Origin of the sequence: Planomonospora corallina (assembly GCF_042650625.1) — a bacterium.
GTDB classification, from domain to species: domain Bacteria; phylum Actinomycetota; class Actinomycetes; order Streptosporangiales; family Streptosporangiaceae; genus Planomonospora_B; species Planomonospora_B corallina.
Genome location: NZ_JBHSBM010000017.1, coordinates 790,817 through 817,786 on the forward strand (window position 1 = coordinate 790,817; position 26,970 = coordinate 817,786).

Below are 26,970 nucleotides of genomic sequence, written 5' to 3' on the forward strand. Positions count from 1 at the left end.
CCCCACCGCCGTCCCCGCCCCTGCCGCCACCGTCACCGGCGACTCCCGCGAGTACCTGGTCTTCTACACCCCGGGAGCCCGGACACGGGCGCTGCGCGCCGTCACCGAGGCCGGGGGCACGGTCCTGTCCACCGAGCCCAGGCTCGGCTACGTCATCGCCACCGGCCCCGGCGACCGCTTCGCCGAGCACCTCGCCGCCGACGCCTCCGTCGCGGGCGTCTCCTCCGACCGCCGGATCGGCGCCGCCACCGCCCGGCCCGCCCGGCCCGCCGGAGCGGCCCCCGCAGGAGCCCTCCTTCCCGACGGCGGCGCGCTCCACCGGCAGGCCGCCGAGCCGCTCGCCACCCGCCAGTGGGACATGAAGATGATCGGCGCCACCGCCGCGGGCTCCCACGCCACCGTCCCCGGCGACCGGCGGGTCCTGGTCGGCGTCATCGACACCGGTGTCGACGGCAGGCACCCCGACATCGCGCCGAACTTCGACCGCGGGCGCAGCCGCAACTTCGTCACCGACCGGCCCACGGACCCGACCGGGGCCGAGCTCGACGGACCGTGCGAGTTCTCCGGCTGCAAGGACCCCGCCGACTGGGACGACGACGGCCACGGCACCCACGTGGCCAGCACCATCGCCTCCCCGGTCAACGGTCTCGGCGTCGCCGGGGTGGCCCCCCGGGTGACCCTGGTCAACCTGCGCGCCGGGCAGGACTCGGGCCTGTTCTTCCTCAAGCCCAGCCTCGACGCGCTCACCTACGCCGCCGACACCGGCATCGACGTGGTCAACATGAGCTACTACGTCGACCCGTGGCTGTTCAACTGCGCCGCCAACCCCGCCGACTCCAAGGCCGAGCGGCTCGAGCAGCGCGGCGTCATCACCGGCATGCAGCGCGCCTTGGACTACGCCCGGGCGCGCGGCGTCACCCTCGTCGGCGCCCTCGGCAACGGGGCCACCGACCTCGGCAGGCCCAGGACCGACACGACCAGCCCCGACCACCCCGCCGACGCCGCGCGGGTGCGGAAGATCGACAACTCCTGCCTCAGCGTCCCCGCCGAGTCCGAGGGCGTCATCTCGGTCTCCGCGGTCGGCCCCGGCGGGCAGAAGGCCTACTACTCCGACTACGGGATCGAGCAGACCGACCTGTCCGCCCCCGGTGGCGACGAGTACGGCGGCGGCGGGGGGTACGACGTCACCAGGACGGTCCTGGCGGCCGCGCCGGAGCACGTCCTGCGCGCCCGGGGCGCGATCGCGCGGGACGGCAGGCCCGCCGACCCCGGCGTGGTGCGCGACTGCCGGAACGGCGCCTGCGCCTACTACCAGTACCTCGCGGGCACCTCCATGGCGGCCCCGCACGCCACCGGCGTCGCCGCGCTCCTGGTCAGCCGCTTCGGCGTGCCGGAGCCCTCCGGCACGGGAGGGCTCACCATGCCCCCCGCCGAGGTCGAGCGCCTGCTGTACGCCAGCGCCACCGCCAGGGCCTGCCCCTCGCCCCGCGCGCACGTCTACCGCTACGAGGGACGCAAGGAGACCCACACCTGCGAGGGGAAGAAGTCCCGCAACGGCTTCTACGGCCGGGGCGTCGTCGACGCCGCCCGGGCCGCCACCGTCCCGCGGGGCTGACCCGGCGGCCCCGGAGCGTCCTGACCGGATCCGGGAGCAGGCCGTCCGGCGGACCCCCGGCGGTGGCCGCCGGCGGGTGGGCACTCCGGCGTCCTCCGAGGCCCGCCCGATGGCCCCGGGCCGTTCCCCGGAGGCCCGCCCGATGGCCCCGGGGGCGGATCCGGCTTATCGTGAAGCATGGCGTATCGCCTCCTCGGGGAAGCCGCGATGATCGTGCACTTCCTCTTCCTCGTCTTCATGGCGGTCGGCGGGTTCCTCGCCTGGCGCTGGCCCCGCCTGATCGCGGCCCACCTCGCCGTGGCCGCCTGGGGCATCGTCTCCGTCGTCACCGGGGTGGAGTGCCCCCTGACCGTCGCCGAGGACTGGGGGCGGCGCAACGCGGGCGAGCTGGGTCTTCCGTCCAGCGGGTTCATCGACCACTACATCGAGGGAGTGATCTATCCGGAGGAGTACACGACCCACGCCCGGCTGGGCGTCGCGTTCCTCGTCCTCGTCTCCTGGCTGGGCTATCTCCGGCTCGTCCGCCGCCGAAAAGTACGAACGGCGCCATCGGGACACGAAGGGGTCGGTTCACCACCTCCGGTCACCCCGAGGTAGCGTTTCGTCATCGATTTTTTCTCCGACGCTATGACCACCGCCACATCCGAGTGGTCTGTACCAATTAGGCTAGGACCCGTGACTCGTCGCGCGAAAATCGTCTGCACTCTCGGCCCAGCCACCTCCTCCCCGGAACGCCTCCGCGAACTCATCGCCGCAGGCATGGACGTGGCCCGCTTCAACCTCAGCCACGGCAGCCACGAGCTGCACAAGGAGGTCTACGACAGGGTGAGGGAGGCCGCCGCCGAGCTCGGCCGCGGCGTGGGCGTGCTCGCGGACCTGCAGGGGCCCAAGATCCGCGTCGGCAAGTTCGAGGAGGGCCCGGTCCGCCTCGGCTTCGGAGACGTCTTCACGATCACCACCGAAGAGGTCCCCGGCGACCGCGAGCAGGTCTCCACGACCTACACGGGCCTGCCCAAGGACGTCCGGGCCGGCGACACCATCCTCGTCGACGACGGCCGCCTCCACCTCGAGGTGACCGGGGTCGACGGCCCCCGCGTCGTCACCCGGGTCGTCATCGGCGGCATGATCTCCGACAACAAGGGCCTCAACCTGCCCGGCGTCAAGGTCAGCGCCCCGGCCCTCACCGACAAGGACGAGGCCGACCTCCGCTGGGCGCTGCGCACCGGCTTCGACATGATCGCGCTCTCGTTCGTGCGCCGCCCCTCCGACGCCCACGTCGTGCGCAACATCATGGAGCAGGAGGCCGTCCGCGTCCCGCTCCTCGCCAAGATCGAGAAGCCGGAGGCGGTCGCCTGCCTCCCCGAGATCGTCGACGCCTTCGACGGCATCATGGTCGCCCGCGGCGACCTCGGCGTGGAGCTGCCGCTGGAGGAGGTGCCGATCGTCCAGCAGCGCGCCATCGAACTCTGCCGGGAGAAGGCGCACCCGGTCATCGTCGCCACCCAGATGCTCGACTCGATGATGAACGCCCCGCGCCCGACCCGGGCGGAGGCCTCCGACGTCGCCTACGCCGTCATGGACGGCGCCGACGCCGTCATGCTGTCCGGGGAGACCTCGGTCGGCACCTACCCGATCCAGTCGGTCGAGACGATGAGCCGCATCGCCACCGCCGCCGAGCGGTCCGTGCTGGAGGCCACCCACCGCCTGACGCGGCTGCCGGAGACCACCGGCGGCGCCATCGCCCGGGCCGCCGCCGAGGTAGGCGCGATCGTCGGGGCCAAGGCCCTGGTCGCCTTCACCATGTCGGGTGAGACCGCCCGGCGCCTGGCCCGCTACCGCTCGCCGATCCCGCTGCTGGCCTTCACCTCGGCCCCGCAGGTCCGCAACCAGCTCGCCCTCGTCTGGGGCGTGGAGACCTTCGAGGTGCCCTTCGTCCACCACACCGACGACATGGTCCGCCAGGTCGAGGCGGCCCTGCTCACCCAGGCCCGGCTGGAGAAGGGCGACAAGGTCGTCATCGTCTCCGGCTCCCCGCCCGGCCACGCCGGCACCACCAACTCCCTGCGGGTCCACACCATCGGCGCGGCCGTCTGAGGTGGCGGGACCCGCATGAGAAGGGGACGGGGCGGGGCCCCGTCCCCTTCTCCGTGCCCCGGGGGAGGGGCACCTGGTCCCGGGGCCCGGGGCCGGACGCCGGGTCTTCCGCCCGCTCTCGCGTCACCCCCGCGACGGGGGCGTCTGCCGGGAGTGCGGGCCCGGAGTGGAGTGCAGCACCCCCTCGCCGGAGGGGTGCGGGGCGTCGCACGGCTCGGGTGAGGGGGCGGGCTCCCGTGCGGCCACGGACGGGTCGGCGTCCGCGTGGCCGCGGCCGTAGGCGGCCTCCCCGCTCCTGTCGGTGCCGGTCTCCTCGCCCAGCAGCCTGGCGATGGCCCAGCTCACCCCCAGGAGCGCCAGGAACATGACGAGCTTGCGGACGGAGAAGAGCGGCACCCGGGCGCCGGTGACGCCCAAACCGATGGGAGCGGCCATGTGGGGCCTCCTGTGCTGGCGTACGGCAGGCCCGTCGGCACGGCGGGCCTCTCCATCGCCCCGGAATACCCCATACGTGATGTTCTATGTATTAACCGGATCGAACCCGGCACGGGATGTGGCCGTTTCGGAGTTCTGGAGGCCTCCGCCGCTGGTGCGGGGGTGCGGGGGTGCGGGGAGTCCGCCGCGGACGGGCGCGCGGCACCGGAGGGCTCTGCAGCCATCTGCGCCCTCTGTACCCCTCTGTGGCCATCTGTGCCCTTCTGGGGTCCTTTTGCGGCACCGGAGGGCGCTGCGGGTCGGCGGCCGGTCCCGGGGAGGCGCCGGGGCGGGAACGGCGGAGCCCCCGGACCTGAGGGTCCGGGGGCTCCGATGCCCTGAGGCGTCGCCTGGTGCCCCGAGTGGGATTCGAACCCACACTAGGTGGTGTTTGAGACCACTTCCTCTGCCATTGGGATATCGGGGCATATTTGCCAATTTGTCCAGATTGTACCTGGCGGCTGTGATCTTAGTACATGAGTAGATCAATCGCAGGTACCGGCGTGGTTCTAATCTAGCGGACCTCGGTACGCTCTTGCTCGTGAGTACGCAGCGGCGAGTGGTGATCGCGGAAGACGAGGCGCTGATCCGCCTCGACCTCAAGGAGATGCTGGAAGAGGACGGATACGCCGTCGTCGGGGAGGCCGGAGACGGGGAGACGGCGGTCAAGCTGGCGGCGGATCTCAAGCCCGACCTGGTCATCCTGGACGTGAAGATGCCCGTCCTGGACGGCATCTCGGCCGCCGAGCAGATCGTCTCGCAGCGGATCGCGCCGTGCCTGATCCTGACGGCCTTCTCGCAGCGGGATCTGGTGGAGCGCGCCCGTGACGCGGGGGCGATGGCCTATCTGGTGAAGCCGTTCACGAAGTCGGACCTGGTCCCGGCGATCGAGATGGCGGTGAGCCGGCACGAGGAGATCGCGGCCCTGGAGCGGGAGGTCGGGACCCTCTCGGAGCGGCTGGAGACGCGCAAGCTGGTGGAGCGGGCCAAGGGCCTGCTCATGGCCGAGCACGGCTGGACCGAACCGCAGGCGTTCCGGTGGATCCAGAAGGCGTCGATGGACCGGCGGCTGAGCATGCGGCAGGTCGCGCAGATCGTGGTCGACGGGGCCTCCGGCCCGGAGCGGGACCCGCAAGGGGAGCAGGAGGCCTGACGCGGGCTGTCAGATCCGCCCGTCCCGCCCCGCCCCGGCATCGTCTCCGCGAGAGCCCGCACGACCCCCTCCCCGGGGGGCGGCCGTGCGGGCTCTCGCATGTCCACAAGGTGGGACGGGAAAGATCGCAGGTCGCCGGTGACCACGGCCTTTCCCCAGGTAGATGGTTAGGATCGGTGCCGTAACGAACAGGTAACGGTGGGCCTTCATGTACCGACCTGTGACATCTGCTGGCTGTACTAGCCGATACGACCCCCTGGCCACCCCGTCAGGGGTGGGCATCTGTGAACTCCGTCCTGACGAAGGACTGGGTGAAAGGAAGGCAACCTTGCGGTCCAAGACTGCTCGCCTCGGTGGAGCGCTCGCCGCCGGTCTGGCGCTCTCTCTTACCCTTGCCGCCTGTGGTGGGGGCGACACGGGGACTTCGTCCGACGGAGGCGACGCGGGTGCGGCTCCGAGCACGGTGAAGATCGGTTTCATCGGCGACCTGACCGGTGACAACGCCGCGATCGTCATCCCGCCGCGGAACGGTGCCCAGCTCGCGATCGACGAGTACAACGCGAAGAACCCGAAGACCAAGATCGAGCTCGTCCCGCTGGACTCCAAGGCGGACCCGTCCACGGCGGCGAACCTGGCGAAGACCGCGGTCACCGAGCACAAGGTCGTCGGCATCATCGGCCCGGCGTTCTCCGGCGAGTCGCAGCAGGTGCAGCCGATCCTGGAAGAGGCGAAGATCCCGAGCATCTCGCCGTCGGCGACCCGCACGGCGCTGGCCGACGCCGGCGCTTCCTACTGGCACCGGGTCGTGGCCAACGACGACGTGCAGGGCCCGGCCGCGGCCGAGTTCGTGGCGCGCGCGGTCGCGCCGAAGAAGGCCTTCGTGATCGACGACAAGTCGGCGTACGGCCAGGGCCTGGCCCAGGCGGTGCAGAAGGCGCTGGAGGGCAAGGCCGAGGTCCAGACCGACTCGTTCGAGGCGACCGCGACCGACTTCTCCTCGACGGTCAACAAGGCCGCCGCCTTCAACCCCGACTTCATCTTCTTCGGCGGCTACTACGCCCAGGGCGGCCCGCTGATCAAGCAGCTCCGGGACAAGGGCGTCAAGGCCCGCTTCATGTCGGGTGACGGCGCGCTCCACACCCAGCTGATCGAGGGCGCCGGCGCCGAGCAGGCCGAGGGCACGCTGCTCTCCTGCCCCTGCAAGATCGCTTACGCCTGGGCGGAGCAGGACGAGAACGCCAAGAAGTTCACCGAGACCTTCAAGAGCAAGTTCTCCGGTCAGCTCCCCGAGATCTACGCCACTGAGGGCTACGACGCGGCGAGCGGCTTCATCAAGGCCATCGAGGCCGGCAACACCACCCCTGAGAAGATCAACGAGTTCCTGAAGACCGTTGACTTCGCGGGCCTGGGCAAGCAGGTGAAGTTCACCGAGAAGGGCGAGGTGGCGGACACCAACGTCTACATCTACCAGGTCAAGGGCGGTTCGATCGTGTCCGTGGGCAACTCCAAGGACGCGTCTCTGAGCTAGTCCGGACCCTGGCGGTCATCGTGCACGCGCTGGAGCGAGGGCGCCGCGGCGCCCTCGCTCCTCGCGTCCGCGGGGTCGTCACTTCCTCCTGAAAGCGACGAATGTGCTAGATAACTTCGACAACCTCGTCACCCAGTTCTGGCCGCAGACGGTCGACGGCCTCATCAAGGGCTCGATCTATGCTCTGGTCGCCCTCGGCTACACGATGGTCTACGGCGTCCTGCGGTTGATCAACTTCGCGCACTCCGAGATCTTCATGATCGGCACCATGGCCTCGCTGACGGTGCTGACGACCATCGGCATCAGCTCTCCGGTCAGCGGCGTGGCCCTGATCGGGCTGCTGATGCTCATGGCGGTGGCCGGAATGCTCGCCTCGGGCGGCACGGCCGTGCTGCTGGAGCGGATCGCCTACCGGCCGCTGCGCAGGCACGGCTCCTCCAAGCTGGCGGCCCTGATCTCCGCCATCGGCGCCTCGCTGTTCCTGATGGAGTTCTTCGCCCTCGTCGCCATCCCCTGGCTGTTCGACCGGGAGGGGCAGGGCCGGAACATCATCGGCGTCAAGCGCTTCATGGACCGCGAGGTGGTGTTCTCCATCGGAGACCTCACGGTGACCAACGACCAGCTCATCGTCCTGGGTGCCGCGGTGATGATGATGATCCTCCTCGACCTCCTGGTGAACCGCACCAAGATCGGCCGGGGTATCCGCGCGACCGCGCAGGACCCGCAGACCGCGGTGCTGATGGGAGTGAACATCGACCGGGTGATCCGGACGACGTTCCTCATCGGCGGCGCGATGGCGGGCGTGGCCGGCATGCTGTGGCTGCTGAAGTACGAGAACACCCGGTTCAACATCGGCTTCCTGCTGGGCATCAAGGCCTTCACCGCAGCCGTGCTCGGCGGCATCGGCAACGTCCGCGGCGCGCTCGTCGGCGGGTTCGTCCTGGGACTGGTCGAGAACTACGGCGCGTCCTTCTTCGGCAGCGCCTGGCTGGACGTGGTGGCGTTCGCCATCCTGGTCTTGGTGCTCATGTTCCGTCCCACCGGCATCCTCGGCGAATCCCTCCAGGTGGCCCGCGCATGAACAAGCTCCGAGAGAGTTCCTCCACCTTCTTCGACTCGGTCCACGACCGCTGGGCCAACATGCCCGGCTGGCAGCGGGCGATCGTCTACGTCGGACTGTTCGTCCTGGCGCTGGCGCTCCCGTCGCTGCCGGTCGAGTCCGTCATGTCGCCGCACGTGGCCTGGGCGGAGCTGCTGTTCTTCCCGGTCGGCGTCTACGTCCTGCTCGCGCTCGGCCTCAACATCGTGGTGGGCAAGGCGGGCCTGCTGGACCTGGGCTTCGTCGCCTTCTTCGCGATCGGCGCCTACCACCTGGCGTACATCGGCACGAAGACCGAGTGGAGCTTCTGGGCGGTCCTGCCGATCGCGGTGCTGATGGCCGGCGTCTCCGGCATCATCCTGGGCGCCCCGACGCTGCGGCTGCGCGGCGACTACCTGGCGATCGTCACGCTCGGCTTCGGTGAGATCGTCCGCATCGTCGCGGTGAACACCGAGGAGATCGGCGGCACGAACGGCATCGCCGGCATCCCGCACCCGCCGAACATCGAGGGCGTGGCCCCCTTCGGCGAGGAGATCTTCAAGTACGGCCTGCTGGACGCGAAGCCGTACTACTACCTGCTGGTGCTCCTGTGCACCGCCATGATCATTCTTACGGTCCGCTGGGACCACAGCCGGGTGGGCCGGGCCTGGGCCGCCATCCGGGAGGACGAGGACGCCGCGGAGGTCATGGGCGTGCCGACCTTCCGGTTCAAGCTGCTGGCGTTCGCGACCGGTGCGGCCTTCGGCGGCGCCACGGGCGTGTTCTGGGCGGGCAAGGTCGTCTCGATCGTGCCGCAGGACTTCCCGTTCATGCTCTCGGCGACGATCCTGGCCGCGGTGGTGCTCGGCGGTTCGGGGAACATCCCCGGCGTGATGCTCGGCGCGTTCCTGGTGGCGTGGCTGCCGGAGCGCTTCCGCGGCCTCGAGGAGTACCGGATCATGGTCTTCGGCGCGGTGCTCGTGCTCATGATGGCCGTCCGGCCGGAGGGCCTGATCCCGTCGCGGCAGCGCAAGGCCGAGCTCAAGGAAGGAACGGGCGGCATGGGCAGCCTGGGCGGCGAGGTCGGCGGCCCGGACAGCGTCGAGGCCGCGGAGGTGGCGAAGTGAGCGAGGCCAGGGAACTCCTCAAGCTCGACAAGGTCCTGATGCAGTTCGGCGGCGTGACCGCCCTGCGGGAGATCGAGCTGACCGTGCGCGAGGGTGAGATCTTCGCGCTGATCGGCCCGAACGGCGCGGGCAAGACGACGGTCTTCAACGTGATCACCGGCGTCTACCGGCCGACGAGCGGTCAGGTGCTCTTCGACGGCACCCGGATCGACGGGACGAAGCGCTTCAAGATCACAAAGCGGGGCATCGCCCGCACGTTCCAGAACATCCGGCTGTTCCACAACATGTCGGCGCTGGAGAACGTCATGGTGGGCGCGGACGCGCACCACAGGGCGGGCGCGATCAGCGCGGGCCTCGGCCTTCCGCTGTACCGGCGCGAGGAGCGCGCCGGCCGCGCGCTGGCCGAGGAACTGCTGGACTTCGTCGGCATCTCGGGGCGCTCCCACGAGTTCGCGAAGAACCTGCCGTACGGTGACCAGCGCCGCCTGGAGATCGCGCGGGCGCTGGCGACCAACCCGAAGCTGCTGCTCCTGGACGAGCCGGCGGCCGGCATGAACCCGGCGGAGAAGGTCGCGCTCCAGGGACTGATCCGCAAGATCCGGGACGCCGGCCGTACGGTCCTGCTCATCGAGCACGACATGAGCCTGGTGATGGGCATCAGCGACCGCGTCGCGGTGGTCGACTTCGGACAGAAGATCGCCGAGGGTCTCCCCGCCGACGTGCAGCGGGACCCGAAGGTCATCGAGGCGTACTTGGGGGCTCCCGCAGATGCTTCTTGAGGTCAAGGACATCAACGTCCACTACGGAAAGATCCAGGCGCTCCACGGCGTCTCGATCGGGGTCGACCAGGGAGAGATCGTCACGCTGATCGGCGCCAACGGCGCGGGCAAGACGACGACGCTGCGCACGATCTCCGGGGTGCGGCCGCTGACGTCGGGGAACATCGTCTTCGACGGCCAGGACATCTCCAAGATGCCCGGGCACAAGCGGGTGATCGCGGGCATCGGCCAGGCTCCCGAGGGGCGCGGCGTGTTCCCGGGCATGACCGTGCACGAGAACCTGCTCATGGGCGCGTACGCCCGCAAGGGCGACTTCGGCGCGGACCTCGCCGAGGTGTACGAGCTGTTCCCCCGCCTGGCCGAGCGCCGCACCCAGCTGGGCGGCACGATGTCGGGCGGTGAGCAGCAGATGGTCGCCATCGGCCGGGCGCTGATGACGAAGCCGAAGGTCCTGCTGCTGGACGAGCCGTCCATGGGACTGGCACCGATGATCGTGGCGCAGATCTTCGAGATCATCAAGAAGATCAACGAGCGCGGCACGACGGTGCTGCTGATCGAGCAGAACGCCGCGCAGGCGCTGCAGATCGCGGACCGGGCCTACATCCTGGAGACCGGCAGGATCGTGAAGAGCGCTCCGGCCGCGGAGCTCCTCAACGACCCCGCGGTCCAGGCCGCCTACCTGGGGGCGGGGCTCGAGCACTGAGCGGCACGGAGGGAGGACCGGCGCGGTGGCCGGGTCCTCCCTCCGCTGCGGCACGTCGCCCCTCCAACGCCACCGTGTCGGAGGGGCGACGTGCCCGCCGGATGGGTGCAGGGCAGACCGCGCCCGGAGGTGACGTCCGATCAGCCGGAGCGACGGGGATTCCGGACCGGCTCACCCGTGGAACAGGGCCACCAGGTCGTCCATGGCGACCACGAGAATGCCGAGAACCAGTCCAACGGCGATGGCGAGGATCGTGGCCGGCGTGTGGACGGGGCCGGCTGCGAGGGAGGACCCTGCACCGCCCAGTGCGATGAGGACGAGTGCGGCGTTGCGGACCACATGACGAGTCGAGTACTCCGCTGCTGCCCGCCCGAAGCAGTTGCACGTGGCCCGGATGCCGCGCTTCAGCGTGATCACGATGACCGCGCAGAACAGGGCGGAGAGCGCGGCACTACCGGCGAACCCGGCGAGCGCGACCTCTGCGCTGAGGAGGAGCGATACCGGGAGAAGGACCGCCACCAGCAACTCCGCTGCTGTGAGCAGGGAAGCGGCAAGACCGGAGGCGCGCGGGGGCAGCAGTCGGAGTGCTCCGACCGAGGCGGCGAACTCCACCGGCCGGCGGATCTTCCCGGCCCCGGAGACGCCGAAGACCGTCGAGAGCAGGGCCCCGCAGGCGATCGCCACGTATTCCATCGATGTACCACCGTCCTGTTCCCAACGAAGCTTGCGCCCGTCATCCCTCTTCGCGGTATCCGGATGCCTGGAGGCCGAACAGCCGGGCGTACACTCCGCCCTGCCTGATCAGGCTCTCGTGCGAGCCCTGTTCCACGACACGGCCTCCGTCCAGCACGACCAGGCTGTCGGCGTCCCGGACCGCTCCCAGACGGTGGGATATCAGCAGGCTCGTCCTTCCTGCGCGATGCTCCTTCAGACGTGAGTGGATCTCGTGCTCCGCCTCGGCGTCCAGGCCGGAGCTGGGTTCGTCGAGGATCAGCAGGTCACGGTCACCCCGGAACACTCCACGCGCCACAGCCACCCGCTGCGACTGCCCGCCGGAGAGGAAGACGCCTGACATCGGGCTCGTGGTGTCCTCCCCGTCGAAGAAGATCCTTGTCAGTAAGGTGTCGTATCCGCGCGGTAACGCGAGGAGCTCATCGTGCACGCCCGCGTGGGAGGCGGCTTCCTTGATCAGGCCCCGGTCATCCAGGGAGGAGACGGATCCCACCCCGATGTTCTCCGCGGCGGAGAGCTCGTAGACCATGAAGTCCTGGAACACGGCGCTGATCCGGTCCCGCAGCTCGGCGGGGTCGGTCTCCCGGAGATCGATTCCGTCCCAGGTGATGCTGCCGCGTTCGGGATCGTAGAAACGGCACAGCAGCTTCACGAGGGTGCTCTTCCCGGAGCCGTTGCGACCGACGAGCCCCACGGTCTGTCCGAAGGGGATGGTGAAGCTCGCGCCGCGCAACGTCCATGGATGCGCGGGACTGTAGCGGAACCAGACGTCGCGGAACTCGATTCCCTTTCCCAGCGGTCCCAGGGGAGCTGGCTGCCGGACCACGGGGATGTCCGGTTCCACCGCCTCGATCTCCCGGAAGTGCTGGAAGAGCAGGAGCTGCTGGTGAGCGGTGGCGATGTGTCCCACGAGGCTGCCCAGACTGTTCTGCACCCCGGCCATGGAGGCGATGAACATCGACACGTCCCCGATGCTCAGGTTCCTGGCGCCGGCCGAGGCGATGACCCAGATCAGTCCTCCACCCGCAACCCCGGCCGAGACCGTCCCGAGGATGATCTGCACGCGGAGTTCGCGGCGGTCCATCCGACGGCGTTCCCCATCGGTTCTGATCCGTTCGGTGAGCATGCGTCCGTGCAGAAAACCGGCGAGGCCGAACAGCCGCACCTCCTTGACGGCCTCCAGGCCGAAGAGCAACTGACTGTAGAAGAGCTCCCGGCGTTCCGCGGGACCGATTCTCCACATCATCGCGGCACGTCTGCGCGACAGCGCGATCTCTGCCGCCAACGCGGGAATCGCGCTGAGCAGCACCATTGCCGCCATGACTGGGTTGATCACGGTCAGGGAGCCGAGGAATCCGCCGATCGTGAGGGCTCCGCCGCCCAATGCCAGGCCGCCCTGGACGACCTGGCTCGGAGTGATCCCACCGCTCTGTCCGGCCAGGCGGAGTCTGTCCAGGAACGCCGGATCCTCGAAGCGCGCCAGACCGGGGAGCCGGTTGACCGCGCTGAAGAGGCGATCCCTGGCGAGCAGACCGGTCGCTCGGTCCAGTTCACCGTGCAGGTACCGTACGGCGTCGGGCAGTGTCCCCATCACGAGACCCAGGGCGGCCAGACAACCGGCGATCGCGAACAGATCGCTGTCGACCACGGTGATGCGGTCCAGCACGAGCTTGGTCAGCCATGCGACGGCCACGGGGGCGGAGGACGACGCGAGGGCGGTCAGGACAAGCAGCGACACCGTGCCCGGGGCCGCTTGAAAGGCGAGTGCCAGGGCCGGCGCGATGCCGGTCAGCGCGGATCTGCGAGTGCCCGTACGCTCAGTCGGCGATCGCACGGTCCTCCTTGCTGCTCAGCTTGCGGATCATCTTGCCGGTGACCCATTCAGCGGGGAGATGGCCGTACTGGCGGGAGTCCCGGCTCACCCTCGCGTTGTCGCCGACCACCACCACGCTGTCCGGTGGGACGACAGGACCGGAGAACACGCCGGGAGCCGCGTCCAAGTCCTCGGGTATGCGCTCTCCCGGAAGCGCGACGACCCGTTTTATCAGCGGTATGACGACCCCCTCTCCGAGGAGGACGGGGCGTCCTTTCGGCCAGCCGAGGGGCCGGTCGGCGTGGAGCACCACGATGTCCCCCCGTGAGAGTCCCGAAACCCCGCAGCGGCGTATCAGGACTCTCTCACCGTTGGCCAGGGACGGCACCATGCTCTCTCCGAAAACGGTTACCACGCGGAATTCCCGTCGCAGGAGGCGGGCCGAGAGGAAGAGAAGAATGAGAACCGCGCAGCCCACTGTTAGAAGCATCCAGGAAGTCACGATTTTTCCTATGGGGTGATTTCGCCGTTCCGCTATACCGGTAACCGGATGTCCTCCGGCCGCGGCTTCAGCAGCGAGTCGAGATCCCATCCAGTGGCGACGACGGTGCCCGATGCGTTGAGGAGGCAGAGAGAGGGGAACTGCTGGGCCTGGAACGCTCTGGCCAGAGGCCCGTCGAGCGGTTCGACCGCGACGGCTCCCACCGTCTCCAGGGCTCTCACGAGGTCTGCGGAGGTCTCGTCTTCACCAACGACGACGCTGACGATCGTCTGATCGTCGCGGTGGAGCGTCTTCGCCATTCTGCTGAAGGCGGGAAGTCCTTCTTTGCATGCCGGACATGTGTCCGAGAAGAAGGCCACGATGGTCCACTCTCGGAGGTCATCGGAGGAGAACGTGTCGCCGTTCGTCAATTTCACCGCGAAGGGGGCGGGGGTGGAGCCGACCGGGACGATCTTCGCGGGTGGCAGTTCGGCACTCGGTGGAGGACCGGACTGCCCGCGCAACCTGCGGATGATTCCGATCGCCAGCAAGAGGTTGAGGAGGCAGAGGGCCCCGATGAGCGAGACGGCGGCCACCAATATCGCCATAAGAGATTCCTGGTGAGTTGAGCGGGATCGGTTTCTGAGCCGGAGGCGTCCGTATCCCGCGACGAAGCGGTTACGGGAGCGGGACGCCTCCGGCGGGGTTTTCTACGGCGTTACCGGGTTCAGCAGCTGCCGCAGGAGCTGCACTTGGTCCTCACGCCGTTGCGGTCGATCTCCGCCCAGCAGAACATGTAGTGAGCCCCAGCGCACTGGATGCACCCGCTTGCCTGGGCCTTCTGCTCGGGCAGGATCGCTGAGAGCAGGGCGTCACTCAGCCGGTTGACCAGACCCATGTACCTCTCCTTTTCGAGGGAAATTCACCGGAAGTCCGGTGTGGAGTCATGATGTGCACCTGTGTGCACAGGGAACGCACACGGCGGGCACAGGCCGCGGTGTCGTTCCGAGCGGCTTGGATCACCCGGCTCCTGGGTGCGGGATCCACCGGTGCCCGCCGTTCCCCGGGACGTGCCGACTGCTGCGCTCTCCGCGCCTCCCGTGCGACCGGGCGCCGGTCTGCCGTGGTACGCCGATTACGGGACCGGAGCGGGTCGGCTCTCTGAGTGCCGATTCAGCGGCAGGACGGCCGCCCGTCCGTGCAGGATCTGCTGGTGGGCTCCCTGAAGATCGAGGCATGGGTCGATCCCCAGTTGGTTCTGGAGCAGGGAGCGCGCCTCATGGTAGGCGCGGAGAGCCTCGGCCGTGCGCCCAGCCTCGTGCAGTGACGTCATCAGATGCAGCCACAGGCTCTCCCTGAAGGGATGGGCGATGACAAGGCGCCGTAGCTCACCCACGGCGTCGCCGTGCGCGCCGCATGCACGCTGCGCGGTGAGCCATTTCTCGGCCACTGCCAGGCGTCGCTCCTCCAGCCGGACGGCCTCCGCCTGGAGCAGCGGCCCGAGCGGTTGCCCCTCGAAGGGCGTGCCGCGCCAGATCCGCAGTGCGGTACCGAGTAGGTCCGCTGCGGCCTCGAACTCGCCCCTGTCCATGAGCTCTGTGCCGCGCGTGGCTGTCCTCTCGAACCGGTGAAGGTCCAGGTTGTGGTTCTCGATGCTCAGGCGGTAGCCCGACGGCTCCGTCGTCAGCCGTACACCTGCCGGAGCGAGTGTGCGGCGCAACCCTGCGATGTGGGTGCGGACGTTGGAGCGCATGGAGGCGGGCGGCCGCTCCCAGATTGACTCGGCGAGGTGGCCGACGCTGACCACGTCGTTCGCCCGCAGCAGCAGAGAGGCCAGCAAGGCGTGCCGCCGTGCCCCACCGAGAGGGACGACCTCGCCCTCGTGTACCGCCTCCAGGGCACCCAGGATACGGAATTCCATTCAGCCTCCGTTTGACGCTTCCCGGGACCGGCGTCCAACCGGCTTCCGGATCGTGATCGCCTGCTCGGCCGCAGGCAGGCGTCATCATCGCCGTCACCGCTGGCGCGCCGCTGGTGCATTGCTGGCGTCCGGTTCATGCCGCCGGCGGAGGAAGGACGGGCACCGGATCGCCGGTGACTTGTGAACCATGATCGTTTATGGAATGTTTTCCTTTGTTGCCCTACTCGAAGGATGAACGGCAGGTGCGGGCGTCTGAATGGAGCGATATTCGGACATGGGTGCCGCCCGCGGAGCGGGCACGGGAAACCTGGTGGATTTCCGGATGCTGGGCCCGTTGGAGATCTACGGGAACGGCCAGCCGGTCCGCATAACCGCTCCGAAACAGCGGGCTCTGCTGGCGCTGCTGCTGCTGGACGCCAACCAACTGGTGGCCGAGGAACGGCTGATCGACGATCTATGGAACGGGTGCCCGCCCTCGGCGGCGCGAGAGAGCCTGCAGTCCTACGTGTACCGGCTCCGCAAGGCGCTCAGCGACATTGCGGGCGTCGCCCTGCGAAGGGACGGTGACAGCTACCGGCTGACCGTCGAGCCCGGGAGCCGGGACGTCGACCGCTTCGATCAGGGTGTCGCCGCGGCCTCCGCCACCCGTGACGCGCACCGGTCCGTCTCGTACCTGCAGGCTGCCCTGAACGAGTGGCGCGGACCGCTTCTCGCCGACATCGACGTGCAGCGGGTGATCGATGAGCGGACCCGGTACGAGTCGATGAGACTGACCGCTCTGGAGAGGTATGTCCGGGGCGAGCTGGAGCTCGGCTGCGGCGGCGAACTGGTACCGGAACTCGAACGCCTGGTGTGCGAGTACCCTCTTTCCGAGTCGCTGTGGTGCTCTCTGATGACGGTGCTGTGGCGGGCGGGGCGCAGGGGCGAGGCGGTCGCGGCCTATGCCCGGGCCCGGCGATGCCTGGTCGAGGAACTCGGCATCGAGCCGGGGACGGAACTGCAGCGACTGCACCACGAAATCCTTGAAGGTTCCGTGGCGCGGCCCACTGCATCGCCTACAGGTGACGGGGAAGACGCCCTGAAGCCCGCCCAACTGCCCGCCGATGTCGCTGACTTCACCGGGCGGGGCGACGCGGTGGCCGAACTGGTCGAGGCGGCGAGTGCCGAATCCGCTGTCCTGCTCATCGTCGGACCGGCAGGCGTGGGGAAGACGGTGCTCGCCGTACACGTCGCGCACCGATTGCGGGAGCGGTACCCGGACGGCCAGCTCTACGTCGATCTCGGGGGGGCTCAGCGGACACCCGAACGCCCGGCCGACGTGCTCGCAAGTTTCCTCCACGCGCTCGGGCACACCCGGCCGATGCCGGCCTCCGAAGCGGAACGAGCCGCTCTCTACCGTAGTGTCCTGGCGCGCCGCCGGGTCCTCGTCGTGCTGGACAACGCCGTCGACATCCTCCAAGTGAAGCCCCTGCTGGCGGCGGGGCCCTCCTGCGCGACCGTCATCACCGGGAGGAACTCCCTGGCCACGTTGCCGGTCACGCGCCGTCTCCGTCTCGGGCCGTTCACCGAAGACGAGGCGGTCGAGTTCCTCGGCGGGATGGTGAACGGCCGAGGTGGTGGGAAGGACGCGGAGATCGCGGCGGCAGAGGTGGCCAGGCTCTGCGATCGCCTCCCCCTCGCGCTCCGGATCGCGGGAGCCCGTGCTGAAAGCCTGATGGGTTCGTCCCTCTCCGTGCTCGCCGAGCGTCTCGCCGATCATCGACGCCGGCTGGCGGAGCTCGAACTGGACGATCTGTCGGTGAGCTCGAGTTTCGAACTGAGCTACGATCTGCTCGGAAACCGGCCGGAGGCGGCTCGGGCGTTCCGTCTCCTGGGACTGCTCGATGGGCCGGACATAACCGTCGCGAGCGCGGCCGCGCTGCTGGGCACCACCCCCGCCGCCGCGGAGACGGCCCTGCTCCACCTGGTCCGGACACAGCTTCTCGAGCCGTACCAGCCGGGCCGGTACCGGATGCATGACCTCGTGCGGTTGTACGCGGCTCACAGGGCCGAGGCCGAGGCGCCGAGAGAGTTCGTCCCGGCTGTCAGCCGCTTGCTCGGCGAGTATCGTTTCCTGGCCGAGCAGGCGGTACGGGTACTGACAGAGGAGCACTCCGCGGCAGCCTCCTCGCCGCGGCCGTTCGCGGGAGCCGAGGACGCTCTCGGATGGTTCGACACCGAGCGCGCGAATCTGCTCGCGGCGATCAGGGCCGGCCTGCGGTGGCCGGAGTGCGAGGAGTCGGCCGCCGAGACGACCCGCGCGTTGACGTGGCTGTTCAGATTCCGCGGCTCCACCGACGAATGGGCCCGTGTCAACGACGCCGTGCTGCCGGTCGGGCGGCGTCGGGGGAACACCGCGCTGGTGGCGGACACTCTGGACGAGCTCGGCAAGCTCAGGAGGGAGCGGGGGGACCTCGCCGCGGCGCTGGCCTACGCCAGGGAGTGCCTCGGGGTCCGGCAGGAGATCGGGGAACCGAAGGGGGAGGTGCGGGGACGTATCAACCTGGGAGTCGCCCACCACCTGAGCGGTTCCGTGGATGAGGCCGTTCACCAGTACGAGGCGGCTCTGGCGATGGCGGAGCGGATCGGCGACCGGTTGGCGCAGGGGTACGCCCTGTCCAACCTCGCGGCCGCTCACCGGGAGGCGGGGCGTTATGACAGGGCGGGCGCGTGCAATGCCGCGGCGGTGGAGATCTGCCGGGAACTCGGCGACAACCCCGGCAGGATCGACGCGCTGGACGACCTGGCCACCACCCACCGCGCGGCCTGCCGGTTCGGCGAGTCGCTCGCGGCCCTCGAGGAGGCAATCGAGATCGCGAATCGAGTCGGATATGTGACGCGTGCGGCGAACCTTCTCCGAGAGATCGGGGAGACGCATCTGGCCGCGGGCGATGTCCCGAACGCGATCGCCGCGCTCACCAAAGCTCTCGACATCTTCAACGACACCTCCGATCACTACGGCAGAGGCCGTGCCCTGAGATTGCTCGGGGAAATCTACCGGAGCGCCGGTGACGCCGGCTCCGCCCGGCGGTGCTGGAACGAGGCCCTGGCGGTGCTGGCAGATCTCGGATCGCCCGAGGCCGAGGAGGTGCGGGCGCTCGCCGCAGGGTGAGGTCTGCTCCCGAGAGCTCAGAGGAACGGGTTTCAGCGGGAGGTGGGCGGCAGGGGGACGTCCTGGCGCTGGGTGTCCACCTTGAGGCCGCCGATGGCGGTGGTGACCGTGCCGGTGAACCGGATCGCCTTGACGGCCGTGCCCTTGGGGACGTCGTAGATCAGGTCCATCTCCAGCACGTTGCCCGCGCCCAGGGTGACCCGGTGGTCCTGGCGCTTGATGTTCATCGCGTTGACGTCGACCCGGTGGGCCCGGCCGTCCGACGTGACCAGGAACTGCTCGAGGGCGTCGAACTTCTGCCGGTCCCGGTCGATGTTCTGTATCTGCACGCGCACGTGGACGTACTCTCCCTTGGCGGGCCACTCGGCGTGGGTGCCCACGACGCAGCACATGCCGGTGCGGAGCCCGATCGGAGTGATCTTGAGTTTGCCGACCGCGGCGGGCGAGGCCCTGACGGGCACCTCGAAGTCGCGCACCGGCCGGGGCGCGAGGTCGTACGGGGGAGTGGGGGTGGCGGCCGGCGTTCCGGCGTCACCTGAGCAGCCGGCCAATGACATGACGATGAGTGCGGCGGCGACGGGCATGATGCGGCGCTGCATGCGGATCACGCTAGATTCCGCACGGGGGTCACGCCAGATCGGCGGGCGGATTCATACATATGATCGCGCTTATTGTCCGAATCGTGTCACAGCGGTGACCTGCCTCGCCGTGCGGGTGAGGCAGCATCACCGGCATTGAGGTATCCATGCGGAAAGCGACGTTGACCGAGAAGGAGGCCGTCATGGGCCTGAGTTTCATTCCCCGCCGGACACTCGCGGCGGGCGCCATGGTCGTCGCCGGCGTGCTCGGCCTGGCGGCCTGCGGCGGGGGCGAGAGCACCACCGCGAGCCCGAGCGAGGGTGCCTCGTCCAGCGCCGCCGCCGGCGGCGCCAAGCTGGTCACCCCCGGCAAGCTGACCACCTGCACGAACCTGCCGTACGAGCCCTTCCAGTTCAAGGAGGGCGGCAAGGTCGTCGGCTTCGACGTCGACATCGTCGACCTGGCCGCCAAGAAGCTCGGCGTGACGCAGGAGATCGTCGACATCGACTTCGCCGTCATCAAGAGCGGCGCCGCCATGGCCGCCGGCAAGTGCGACGTCGCCGCCGCGGGCATGACCATCACGGAGGAGCGCAAGGCGAACATCGACTTCTCCGTGCCCTACTTCGACGCCACCCAGGCGCTGCTGGCCAAGAAGGGCACCGGCGTGACCTCCCTGGAGGACGTCAAGGCCAAGAACCTCAAGCTCGGCGCCCAGGCCTCCACCACCGGCCTGGACCACGCCAAGAAGAACGGCTTCGACCCGCGTGAGTTCGCCGACTCGCCCAAGGAGCTCCTGGGCCTGCAGTCCGGCCAGGTCGACGTGATCATCCAGGACCTGCCGGTCGTGCTCACCTGGCTGAAGAAGCCCGAGGTCGCCGAGAAGTTCGAGCTGGTCGCCAGCCTGGACACCGGCGAGCAGTACGGCGTCGGCCTGAAGAAGGGCGCCGACCCGGTCGTGCTCAAGGCGGTCAACGACGCGATCACCGAGGCCAAGGCCGACGGCACCTACGAGCAGATCTACGTCAAGTGGTTCGGCAAGAAGCCCGGAGAGCTCGGCTGATCCATGACCGACCAGCCAACGAAGGCTGAGCCCTCGGGCCCCGCCGGGACCACTCCCGGCAGGGCCCGCCTCAGCCCCCGCAAGAAGCAGCGCATCAGCCGGGCCGTGCAGTACGCCCTCCTGGTCGTCGCGGCCGCCGCGCTCGTCTGGTTCACCGACTGGGCGAGTCTCGCGCAGAACTTCGCCAAGCCGGAAGTGGCGCAGGAGACGCTTCCGGAGCTGTTCACGGTCGCGCTGAAGAACACGCTCATCTACTCGGTCGGCGGGTTCGTCTTCGCGTTCCTGTTCGGCCTGCTGCTGGCCCTGATGCGGCTCTCGCCCGTCGGGCCGTACCGGTGGATCTCCCTGGTCTACATTGAGATCTTCCGCGGCCTGCCGGCGCTGCTGATCTTCCTGATGATCCTCTTCCTGCCGCTGGCGCTGCCCGGCTTCGAGGTGCCCGGCGGCCTGTACGGCCAGGGCATCCTGGGCCTGACCGTGGTCGGCTCGGCCTACATGGCCGAGACGCTCCGCGCGGGCCTGCAGGCGGTGCCCAAGGGGCAGATGGAGGCGGCCCGCTCGCTGGGCATGTCGCACGGCCGGGCGATGCTGAGCATCGTCATCCCGCAGGCCGTGCGCATCGTGATCCCGCCGACGACCAACCAGTTCGTGGCCCTGCTCAAGGACTCGTCGCTGGTGCTGTTCCTCGGCGTGTCCGGCGAGTACGTGGAGCTGACGAAGTTCGGCAACGATCTGGCCTCCACGCACGCGAACGCCACGCCCATCCTGGTCGTCGGCGTGACCTACCTGCTCGTCACGATCCCGCTGGGCTACCTCGCGACCCGGCTGGAGCGGCGTCAGGGGAAGGGACGGTGACCCCGGTGAGCCACGCGGTCGAGATCCGTGACCTGCACAAGCGGTTCGGGAAGCTCGAGGTCCTCAAGGGCATCGACTTCACCGTCGACGCCGGCCAGGTGGTCTGCGTCATCGGCCCCTCCGGCTCGGGCAAGTCGACGCTGCTGCGCTGCGTCAACCTGCTGGAGCAGCCGACCTCGGGCAGGGTCGTCGTAGAGGGCGTCGACCTGACCGACCCGGACGCCGACCTCGACGCCGCCCGGCGCCGGGTCGGCATGGTCTTCCAGCAGTTCAACCTGTTCCCGCACATGACGGTCCTGGAGAACGTCATGATCGCCCAGCGCCGGGTGCTGAAGCGCGGCCGGGCGGAGGCGGAGCGGATCGCCATGGAGAACCTGGAGAAGGTGGGCGTCGCGGACAAGCGCGACTCCTACCCGGCCCAGCTCTCCGGCGGCCAGCAGCAGCGGGTGGCGATCGCCCGCGCGCTGGCCATGAGCCCGGCGCTGATGCTCTTCGACGAGCCCACCTCGGCGCTCGACCCGGAGCTGGTCGGCGACGTGCTCACGGTCATGCGCAAGCTGGCCGAGGAGGGCATGACCATGCTGGTCGTCACCCACGAGATGGCCTTCGCCCGGGACGTGGCCGACCGGGTGGTCTTCATGGACGGCGGCGTCATCGTCGAGGACGGGCCCGCCGAGCAGGTCATCGGCGCGCCGCGGGAGGAGCGGACCAAGTCGTTCCTGCGCCGCGTGCTGGACCCCACGCACACCGACGTCTGACCGCCCCGGGCGGCGTGGACGAGCGGCCCGTGCTTCCTTCCGGGAGCGCGGGCCGCAGGCGTCTCCGGACCCTCGTGGGAGGCGCCGCGGCGCTCGTGCCCGGGCATGCGACGATCACGTAGCCCCCCGGTCTCCGGACCTCGCGGGAGGCTCCGCGGCCCGTCCGTGCCGCCGTGCCCGTACGGCCCGTCCGCGGCGGACGGGAGCGGAGGGAGGACGGGAAGGGTGCGGGCGGGGGCGGCCCGGAGAAGGAACGAGCCCGCGAGGAGGCCTTTGGCGCCGTGTGGAGCTTCCCCGACTCCGCACGTTTTCTACTCAGCCTCCCCGCGGGCGTCGATGTCACCCACCGTAACGCCATCGGAGCCGGGCGCGCAAAGATATGCGGCGATGCCCGGGGCCCGGACGCGTGTCTTGACCTTCGGGCGCCCGGCGCTCAGGCGTCGCGGAGCATGCAGGTGAGGCGGGAGGTGCAGACGCGCCGGCCCTGCTCGTCGGTGATCACGATCTCGTAGGCGGCGACCGTCCGCCCGCCGTGCAGGCGGGTGGCCACGCCGGTGACCAGGCCGGAGGTGGCCGACCGGTGATGGGTGGCGTTGATCTCGATGCCGACGGCGATGCGGCCGGGGCCGGCGTGGAGGGCCGAGCCGACGGAGCCGAGCGTCTCGGCGAGCACACAGGACGCGCCGCCGTGCAGCAGGCCGTACGGCTGGGTGTTGCCCTCGACGGGCATCGTTCCGACGACGCGCTCGGCGCTCGCCTCCAGGATCTCGATGCCCATGCGCTCGACGAGGGTGTCCACGTGCATGCCGTTCATCGTCTCGATCGGGGGCGGCTCGGCGGGGCCGGTGACGGTCAAGGGAGGTCTCCTGTCGCGCGGGTCGGGTTTTCTGTCGCACCAGGAGACTAGGCTTCTGCCGTGCCGAAGAGTGAATCGACCCCTGCTCGCCCGTGCCTGCTGCTGCTCGATGGCCACTCCCTGGCCTACCGGGCGTTCTACGCGCTGCCCGAGGAGAACTTCTCCACCTCGACCGGGCAGAAGACGAACGCGATCTACGGGTTCACCTCGATGCTGGTCAACGTGCTCCGCGACGAGCGGCCGACCCACGTGGCGGTCTGCTTCGACCGGTCGGAGCCCACCTTCCGGCACGAGGAGTACGAAGGCTACAAGGCCACCCGCAGCGCCAGCCCCGACAGCTTCCGCAGCCAGATGAGCCTGATCCACGAGATGCTCGACGCGCTGCGCGTGCCGCACCTGTCGCTGCCGGGCTACGAGGCCGACGACCTGATCGCCACGCTCGCCACCCGGGCCGCCGCCCAGGACATGCAGGTGCTGGTCGTCACCGGCGACCGCGACGCGCTGCAGCTCGTCGACGAGCGGATCACGGTGCTGATGACCCGGGTCGGGATCAGCAACATGACGCGCTTCACACCCGAGGCCGTCGTCGAGAAGTACGGCCTCACCCCGGTCCAGTACCCCGACTTCGCCGCCATCCGGGGCGACGTCAGCGACAACCTGCTCAACATCCCCGGCGTGGGCGAGAAGACCGCCGCCAAGTGGATCCGCGAGTTCGGCTCCCTGGAGGAGCTGGTCAACCGGGTCGACGAGGTCAAGGGCAAGGTGGGCGACAAGCTCCGCGAGCACCTGGACCAGGTGCTGATGAACCGCCGCCTCACCCAGCTGGTGCGCGACGTGCCGCTGGAGCACGAGGTCTCCGGGCTCAGGGTCGGCCAGTGGGACCGCGGCGAGGTCGACAAGATCCTCGACGCGCTGGAGTTCCGGGGCGAGATCCGCGACCGGCTCTTCAAGACCCTCGGCTCGGCCGAGCCCGAGGCCGCCGGCGGGGGCGACGGGTTCGAGGCCGAGGTCGTCTCCCTCGGGGCCGACGAGGTGGCCGGGTGGCTGGCGGCGCTGCCGGAGGGCCGGGCGGGCCTGGCCTTCACCGGGGAGTACGGCAGAGGCGCCGGCCGCGTCGACGGCATCGCAATCGCCGGGCCCGCCGCGGGAGGGGCCGGCGGGGGAGCCGCGGTGGCGTTCGTCGACCCGGCGGCGCTGACCGAGGCCGACGAGGCGGCGCTGCGCGCCTGGCTGGGCGACGAGGCGAGGGCCAAGGCCGTGCACGACGCCAAGGGCCCGATGCTGGGGCTCTGGGCGCAGGGCATGGACCTGCGCGGGCTGTCCTGCGACACGGCGCTGGCGGCCTACCTGGCGGCGCCGGGGCAGCGCTCGTTCGTCCTGGAGGACCTGGTCAGGGTCTACCTCGGCCGGGAGCTGCGCGGTGCGACCCCGCCCGACGGCCAGGCCTCCCTCTTCGACGACCAGGAGGCCGACGAGAGGCGGGACCTGGCGCTGAAGGCCCTGGCCGTCCGCGACCTCGCCGAGGCGCTGGAGGCGTTCCTGGAGCCGCGCGGGGGCGTCCGGCTGCTGAGGGAGGTGGAGCTGCCGCTGGTGACCGTGCTGGCCGAGATGGAGCGGACGGGCATCGCCGCCGACCGCGACCACCTCGACGCCCTGGAGGCGGAGTTCCGGGCCGCGGTGAAGCAGGCGGTCGAGGCCGCGCACGCCGCGGTGGGGGAGCAGTTCAACCTGGGCTCGCCCAAGCAGCTGCAGGAGATCCTCTTCGTCAAGCTGGGGCTGCCCAAGACCAAGAAGATCAAGACGGGCTACAGCACCGACGCCGACCAGCTGGCCTGGCTGGCCACGCAGACCGAGCACGAGCTGCCGACGATCATGCTGCGCCACCGCGACCAGGAGAAGCTCAGGGTCACCGTCGAAGGCCTGATCAAGGAGGTCGCCGACGACGGCCGGATCCACACGACGTTCCGGCAGACGGTGGCGGCGACCGGACGGCTCAGCTCGGAGAAGCCCAACCTGCAGAACATCCCCATCCGCACCGCCGAGGGCCGCCGGATCCGGCAGGGCTTCATGGTCGGCTCCGGTTACGAGACGCTGCTGACCGCCGACTACAGCCAGATCGAGCTGCGCATCATGGCGCACCTGTCCGGCGACGAGGCGCTGATCTCCGCGTTCGAGTCCGGCCACGACTTCCACCAGGCGACGGCCGCGCGGGTCTTCGGGGTCGAGCCGGGCGAGGTGACCGGCGAGATGCGCGCCAAGATCAAGGCGATGAACTACGGCCTGGCCTACGGACTGTCCGACTTCGGCCTGTCGGCGCAGCTCAACATCCCGGTGGCCGAGGCCCGGACCCTCAAGGAGGGCTACTTCGAGGAGTTCGGCGGCGTCCGCGACTTCCTCAACGCGATCGTCGCCCGCGCCCGGCAGGACGGCTACACCGAGACCATCCTGGGCCGCCGCCGCTACCTGCCCGACCTCAACAGCGACAACCGGCAGCGCCGCGAGATGGCCGAGCGGATGGCGCTCAACGCGCCGATCCAGGGTTCGGCCGCCGACATCATCAAGATCGCCATGCTGCGGGTGCGGGAGGGGCTCCGCGAGTCCGGCCTGGCCTCGCGGATGCTGCTCCAGGTCCACGACGAGCTCGTCTTCGAGGCGGCGCCGGGCGAGCTCGAGCCGCTGCGCGAGCTGGTCCGCGCGCGGATGAACGCCGCCTACGAGCTGCGCGTCCCGCTGGAGGTCTCGGTGGGCGCCGGCCGCACCTGGCAGGACGCCGGCCACTGACGGCCGGCCCCGCCGGTCCCGCCATCGATCCCACCGCCGGTCCCGCTGACGGCCGCACCGGCGGCGGGTCGTCCGCGGTGGGCTGCGGGGCGCCCGCCGGCCCGCGGCGGCTGACCGGCGATCCCTGCTCCCTTCCGTGGAGTGTGTCCCGGCTTGTCCAAGTCTGTTCTAGGGTTGGACAAGCCAGGCCGAAACCTCGACGGGCACGGGAGTTCTGTGCGGACTCAAATCCCCCTCCTCACGCGGATCATCATGCTCGCCAACGCGGTGGTCGTGGTCGTCGCCACCGGAGTGCTCCAGCTGTCGGACCCCGAGCCCGCGCCGCCGGCCCCCGCCCACCAGGCGGGGTCGGCCAAGGGGGGTGAGCCCTCCGTCCCGCCGTCGCCGTCGCCGGAGCACGAGCTGCCCTCGGCGGACCTGCCCGAGCCGGTCGCCGCGACCCCGGAGTCCGCCCGGCAGGTCAAGGCGAACGAGGCGGGCCTGGTCCCCGTGATCATGTACCACCGGATCGTGAAGAAGCGGCGGGCCTCCATCGACCGCACCCCGGGCCAGGTCCGCCAGGAGATGGAGAGGCTGGCCAGGGAGGGCTACGTGCCGGTCACCGCCCGGGAGTTCGCCGCCGGGCGGATGGACATCCCGGCCGGCAGGCACCCGGTCGTGCTGACCTTCGACGACGGCCATCCCAGCCACTTCGCGCTGGACGAGTCCGGCCTGCCGGTGAAGGACACCGCGGTCGGGATCATCTACCAGGTCGCGAAGAAGTACCCGGACTTCCGGCCGGTCGCGACCTTCTGGGTCAACCGGCAGCCGTTCGGCCTCCGGACGCGGGCCGAGCAGGAGCGCGCCGTGCGGTGGCTGACCTCGCACGGCTTCGAGGTGGCCAACCACACCTGGAGCCACCCCTACCTGCCGGGCCTGTCGAAGCAGGGCGTCGCCGAGCAGCTCGTCCGGACCGAGCGGATGCTCGCCGAGCTCGGCGCCGGCCCCTCCGAGACGCTCGCGCTGCCGTTCGGGGCGATGCCGCGCAGGCGCTCCACCGTGCAGAAGGGCTCCTGGGACGGGACGGAGTTCTCCTTCAGGGGCGTCTTCCTGGCCGGCGCCCAGCCGTCGGAGTCGCCGTTCACCAAGGACTACGACTGGCGCTCCATCCAGCGCATCCAGAGCAACGGCAAGAAGGGCGAGTGCCGCCGGTGGTGCTCGCAGTACTGGCTGGAGTGGCTCGCGAAGCACCCCGAGCGGCGCTACACCGCCGACGGGGATCCCGAACGGATCTCCATCCCGCGGGAACTTCGGGGTAATATCACCTCCAAGCGGAGCGGGCAGGTCAACGCGTATTAGCCGCCCCTGTCGTCGTTGCGGTCTTTACGCACCTTCTGGTGGGCGGTCCTCCCGGATTGACCAGGCTGCTCTGGTCTCATATGCTGATCGCTGC

Annotated in this window: 24 protein-coding genes and 1 tRNA gene; 15 read left to right on the forward strand and 10 right to left on the reverse strand. The window is 69.8% G+C overall.

Annotated features, from left to right (window positions below; genetic code table 11):
- From ACFOWE_RS16740 to pyk, 3 genes are all read left to right on the forward strand, one after another.
- Positions 1-1,615 (forward strand): S8 family peptidase (locus ACFOWE_RS16740; RefSeq protein WP_377288667.1); only part of this gene is annotated, 1,615 nt, incomplete at its 5' end.
- Between the two features lie 177 nt (positions 1,616-1,792).
- On the forward strand, positions 1,793-2,212 hold the full coding sequence (locus ACFOWE_RS16745; protein WP_377288669.1) for a DUF2784 domain-containing protein: 420 nt from the start codon (positions 1,793-1,795) through the stop codon (positions 2,210-2,212).
- Between the two features lie 78 nt (positions 2,213-2,290).
- A complete protein-coding gene (gene pyk, locus ACFOWE_RS16750) occupies positions 2,291-3,709 on the forward strand; it encodes a pyruvate kinase (RefSeq protein WP_377288671.1) in 1,419 nt (472 codons plus the stop codon).
- Between the two features lie 123 nt (positions 3,710-3,832).
- Here the strand turns inward: pyk and ACFOWE_RS16755 are convergent, their stop codons facing one another.
- A complete protein-coding gene (locus tag ACFOWE_RS16755) occupies positions 3,833-4,144 on the reverse strand; it encodes a hypothetical protein (RefSeq protein ID WP_377288673.1) in 312 nt (103 codons plus the stop codon).
- 390 nt (positions 4,145-4,534) lie between these two features.
- A tRNA-Leu gene (locus ACFOWE_RS16760) sits at positions 4,535-4,610 on the reverse strand.
- A 114-nt stretch (positions 4,611-4,724) separates the two neighbouring features.
- Here ACFOWE_RS16760 and ACFOWE_RS16765 point away from each other — a divergent pair.
- The 6 genes from ACFOWE_RS16765 to ACFOWE_RS16790 all read left to right on the forward strand — a co-directional run bounded on the left by ACFOWE_RS16765 (position 4,725) and on the right by ACFOWE_RS16790 (position 10,551).
- Complete coding sequence (locus ACFOWE_RS16765) at positions 4,725-5,336, forward strand: ANTAR domain-containing response regulator (protein ID WP_377288674.1); 612 nt, start codon at positions 4,725-4,727, stop codon at positions 5,334-5,336.
- A 463-nt stretch (positions 5,337-5,799) separates the two neighbouring features.
- On the forward strand, positions 5,800-6,864 hold the full coding sequence (locus ACFOWE_RS16770) for a branched-chain amino acid ABC transporter substrate-binding protein (protein WP_377288676.1): 1,065 nt from the start codon (positions 5,800-5,802) through the stop codon (positions 6,862-6,864).
- Between the two features lie 103 nt (positions 6,865-6,967).
- The gene (locus ACFOWE_RS16775) at positions 6,968-7,945 is read left to right on the forward strand and encodes a branched-chain amino acid ABC transporter permease (protein ID WP_449301213.1); all 978 of its coding nucleotides are present in this window, start codon (positions 6,968-6,970) and stop codon (positions 7,943-7,945) included.
- Positions 7,942-9,069 carry a branched-chain amino acid ABC transporter permease gene (locus ACFOWE_RS16780; RefSeq protein ID WP_377288678.1) on the forward strand — a complete coding sequence of 376 codons (1,128 nt, stop codon included), beginning with the start codon at positions 7,942-7,944 and terminating at the stop codon, positions 9,067-9,069. The genes ACFOWE_RS16775 and ACFOWE_RS16780 overlap by 4 nt, the downstream gene beginning before the upstream one ends.
- A 38-nt stretch (positions 9,070-9,107) precedes the next feature.
- Positions 9,108-9,848, forward strand: a complete 741-nt coding sequence (locus ACFOWE_RS16785; protein WP_377289175.1) for an ABC transporter ATP-binding protein — start codon at positions 9,108-9,110, stop codon at positions 9,846-9,848.
- On the forward strand, positions 9,838-10,551 hold the full coding sequence (locus tag ACFOWE_RS16790; RefSeq protein ID WP_377288680.1) for an ABC transporter ATP-binding protein: 714 nt from the start codon (positions 9,838-9,840) through the stop codon (positions 10,549-10,551). The genes ACFOWE_RS16785 and ACFOWE_RS16790 overlap by 11 nt, the downstream gene beginning before the upstream one ends.
- 171 nt (positions 10,552-10,722) lie before the next feature.
- Here the strand turns inward: ACFOWE_RS16790 and ACFOWE_RS16795 are convergent, their stop codons facing one another.
- From ACFOWE_RS16795 to ACFOWE_RS16820, 6 genes are all read right to left on the reverse strand, one after another.
- Positions 10,723-11,244, reverse strand: coding sequence for a MauE/DoxX family redox-associated membrane protein (locus tag ACFOWE_RS16795; RefSeq protein WP_377288682.1), 522 nt, complete (start codon positions 11,242-11,244; stop codon positions 10,723-10,725).
- A gap of 40 nt (positions 11,245-11,284) precedes the next feature.
- Entirely contained in the window at positions 11,285-13,117 is a 1,833-nt protein-coding gene (locus ACFOWE_RS16800; RefSeq protein ID WP_377288684.1) for an ABC transporter ATP-binding protein, read from the reverse strand.
- On the reverse strand, positions 13,101-13,598 hold the full coding sequence (locus ACFOWE_RS16805; RefSeq protein ID WP_377288686.1) for a S26 family signal peptidase: 498 nt from the start codon (positions 13,596-13,598) through the stop codon (positions 13,101-13,103). Before ACFOWE_RS16805 ends, ACFOWE_RS16800 begins: the two co-directional genes overlap by 17 nt.
- Positions 13,599-13,630: 32 nt before the next feature.
- On the reverse strand, positions 13,631-14,185 hold the full coding sequence (locus ACFOWE_RS16810) for a peroxiredoxin family protein (RefSeq protein ID WP_377288688.1): 555 nt from the start codon (positions 14,183-14,185) through the stop codon (positions 13,631-13,633).
- Between the two features lie 119 nt (positions 14,186-14,304).
- Positions 14,305-14,475: a hypothetical protein gene (locus ACFOWE_RS16815; RefSeq protein ID WP_377288690.1), complete on the reverse strand. Its 171-nt coding sequence runs from the start codon at positions 14,473-14,475 to the stop codon at positions 14,305-14,307.
- Between the two features lie 237 nt (positions 14,476-14,712).
- Positions 14,713-15,498, reverse strand: a complete 786-nt coding sequence (locus tag ACFOWE_RS16820; RefSeq protein WP_377288692.1) for an AfsR/SARP family transcriptional regulator — start codon at positions 15,496-15,498, stop codon at positions 14,713-14,715.
- Between the two features lie 274 nt (positions 15,499-15,772).
- Between ACFOWE_RS16820 and ACFOWE_RS16825 the strand changes: the two genes are divergently transcribed.
- A complete protein-coding gene (locus tag ACFOWE_RS16825) occupies positions 15,773-18,649 on the forward strand; it encodes an AfsR/SARP family transcriptional regulator (RefSeq protein ID WP_377288694.1) in 2,877 nt (958 codons plus the stop codon).
- A 32-nt stretch (positions 18,650-18,681) separates the two neighbouring features.
- Here ACFOWE_RS16825 and ACFOWE_RS16830 read toward each other — a convergent pair whose 3' ends face one another.
- Positions 18,682-19,248 carry a DUF4352 domain-containing protein gene (locus ACFOWE_RS16830; protein ID WP_377288696.1) on the reverse strand — a complete coding sequence of 189 codons (567 nt, stop codon included), beginning with the start codon at positions 19,246-19,248 and terminating at the stop codon, positions 18,682-18,684.
- A 182-nt stretch (positions 19,249-19,430) separates the two neighbouring features.
- Here ACFOWE_RS16830 and ACFOWE_RS16835 point away from each other — a divergent pair, with 182 nt between their 5' ends.
- Genes ACFOWE_RS16835 through ACFOWE_RS16845 form a run of 3 tightly spaced genes read left to right on the forward strand, consistent with a single transcriptional unit; the run spans position 19,431 to position 21,901 of the window.
- The gene (locus ACFOWE_RS16835) at positions 19,431-20,288 is read left to right on the forward strand and encodes an ABC transporter substrate-binding protein (RefSeq protein ID WP_377288698.1); all 858 of its coding nucleotides are present in this window, start codon (positions 19,431-19,433) and stop codon (positions 20,286-20,288) included.
- Between the two features lie 3 nt (positions 20,289-20,291).
- Positions 20,292-21,143, forward strand: a complete 852-nt coding sequence (locus tag ACFOWE_RS16840) for an amino acid ABC transporter permease (RefSeq protein WP_377288700.1) — start codon at positions 20,292-20,294, stop codon at positions 21,141-21,143.
- On the forward strand, positions 21,140-21,901 hold the full coding sequence (locus ACFOWE_RS16845; protein ID WP_377288702.1) for an amino acid ABC transporter ATP-binding protein: 762 nt from the start codon (positions 21,140-21,142) through the stop codon (positions 21,899-21,901). The genes ACFOWE_RS16840 and ACFOWE_RS16845 overlap by 4 nt, the downstream gene beginning before the upstream one ends.
- A 433-nt stretch (positions 21,902-22,334) precedes the next feature.
- Here the strand turns inward: ACFOWE_RS16845 and ACFOWE_RS16850 are convergent, their stop codons facing one another.
- Positions 22,335-22,715, reverse strand: a complete 381-nt coding sequence (locus ACFOWE_RS16850) for a hotdog fold thioesterase (RefSeq protein WP_377289177.1) — start codon at positions 22,713-22,715, stop codon at positions 22,335-22,337.
- Between the two features lie 102 nt (positions 22,716-22,817).
- On the opposite strand from ACFOWE_RS16850, the gene polA reads away from it, so the two are divergent.
- Positions 22,818-25,538, forward strand: coding sequence for a DNA polymerase I (gene polA / locus ACFOWE_RS16855; RefSeq protein ID WP_377288704.1), 2,721 nt, complete (start codon positions 22,818-22,820; stop codon positions 25,536-25,538).
- A 252-nt stretch (positions 25,539-25,790) separates the two neighbouring features.
- Positions 25,791-26,876, forward strand: coding sequence for a polysaccharide deacetylase family protein (locus tag ACFOWE_RS16860; protein WP_377288706.1), 1,086 nt, complete (start codon positions 25,791-25,793; stop codon positions 26,874-26,876).
- Positions 26,877-26,970: the final 94 nt, after the last annotated feature.

Bases quoted from the DNA above. Each gene is read 5' to 3' on its own strand.
- ACFOWE_RS16745 (WP_377288669.1), top strand. From the start codon at position 1,793: ATGGCGTATCGCCTCCTCGGGGAAGCCGCGATGATCGTGCACTTCCTC.
- ACFOWE_RS16755 (WP_377288673.1), bottom strand. From the start codon at position 4,144: ATGGCCGCTCCCATCGGTTTGGGCGTCACCGGCGCCCGGGTGCCGCTC.
- ACFOWE_RS16780 (WP_377288678.1), top strand. From the start codon at position 7,942: ATGAACAAGCTCCGAGAGAGTTCCTCCACCTTCTTCGACTCGGTCCAC.
- ACFOWE_RS16785 (WP_377289175.1), top strand. From the start codon at position 9,108: ATGCAGTTCGGCGGCGTGACCGCCCTGCGGGAGATCGAGCTGACCGTG.
- ACFOWE_RS16790 (WP_377288680.1), top strand. From the start codon at position 9,838: ATGCTTCTTGAGGTCAAGGACATCAACGTCCACTACGGAAAGATCCAG.
- ACFOWE_RS16795 (WP_377288682.1), bottom strand. From the start codon at position 11,244: ATGGAATACGTGGCGATCGCCTGCGGGGCCCTGCTCTCGACGGTCTTC.
- ACFOWE_RS16810 (WP_377288688.1), bottom strand. From the start codon at position 14,185: ATGGCGATATTGGTGGCCGCCGTCTCGCTCATCGGGGCCCTCTGCCTC.
- ACFOWE_RS16815 (WP_377288690.1), bottom strand. From the start codon at position 14,475: ATGGGTCTGGTCAACCGGCTGAGTGACGCCCTGCTCTCAGCGATCCTG.
- ACFOWE_RS16820 (WP_377288692.1), bottom strand. From the start codon at position 15,498: ATGGAATTCCGTATCCTGGGTGCCCTGGAGGCGGTACACGAGGGCGAG.
- ACFOWE_RS16825 (WP_377288694.1), top strand. From the start codon at position 15,773: ATGGGTGCCGCCCGCGGAGCGGGCACGGGAAACCTGGTGGATTTCCGG.
- ACFOWE_RS16830 (WP_377288696.1), bottom strand. From the start codon at position 19,248: ATGCAGCGCCGCATCATGCCCGTCGCCGCCGCACTCATCGTCATGTCA.
- ACFOWE_RS16835 (WP_377288698.1), top strand. From the start codon at position 19,431: ATGGGCCTGAGTTTCATTCCCCGCCGGACACTCGCGGCGGGCGCCATG.
- ACFOWE_RS16840 (WP_377288700.1), top strand. From the start codon at position 20,292: ATGACCGACCAGCCAACGAAGGCTGAGCCCTCGGGCCCCGCCGGGACC.
- ACFOWE_RS16850 (WP_377289177.1), bottom strand. From the start codon at position 22,715: ATGAACGGCATGCACGTGGACACCCTCGTCGAGCGCATGGGCATCGAG.
- ACFOWE_RS16860 (WP_377288706.1), top strand. From the start codon at position 25,791: ATGCTCGCCAACGCGGTGGTCGTGGTCGTCGCCACCGGAGTGCTCCAG.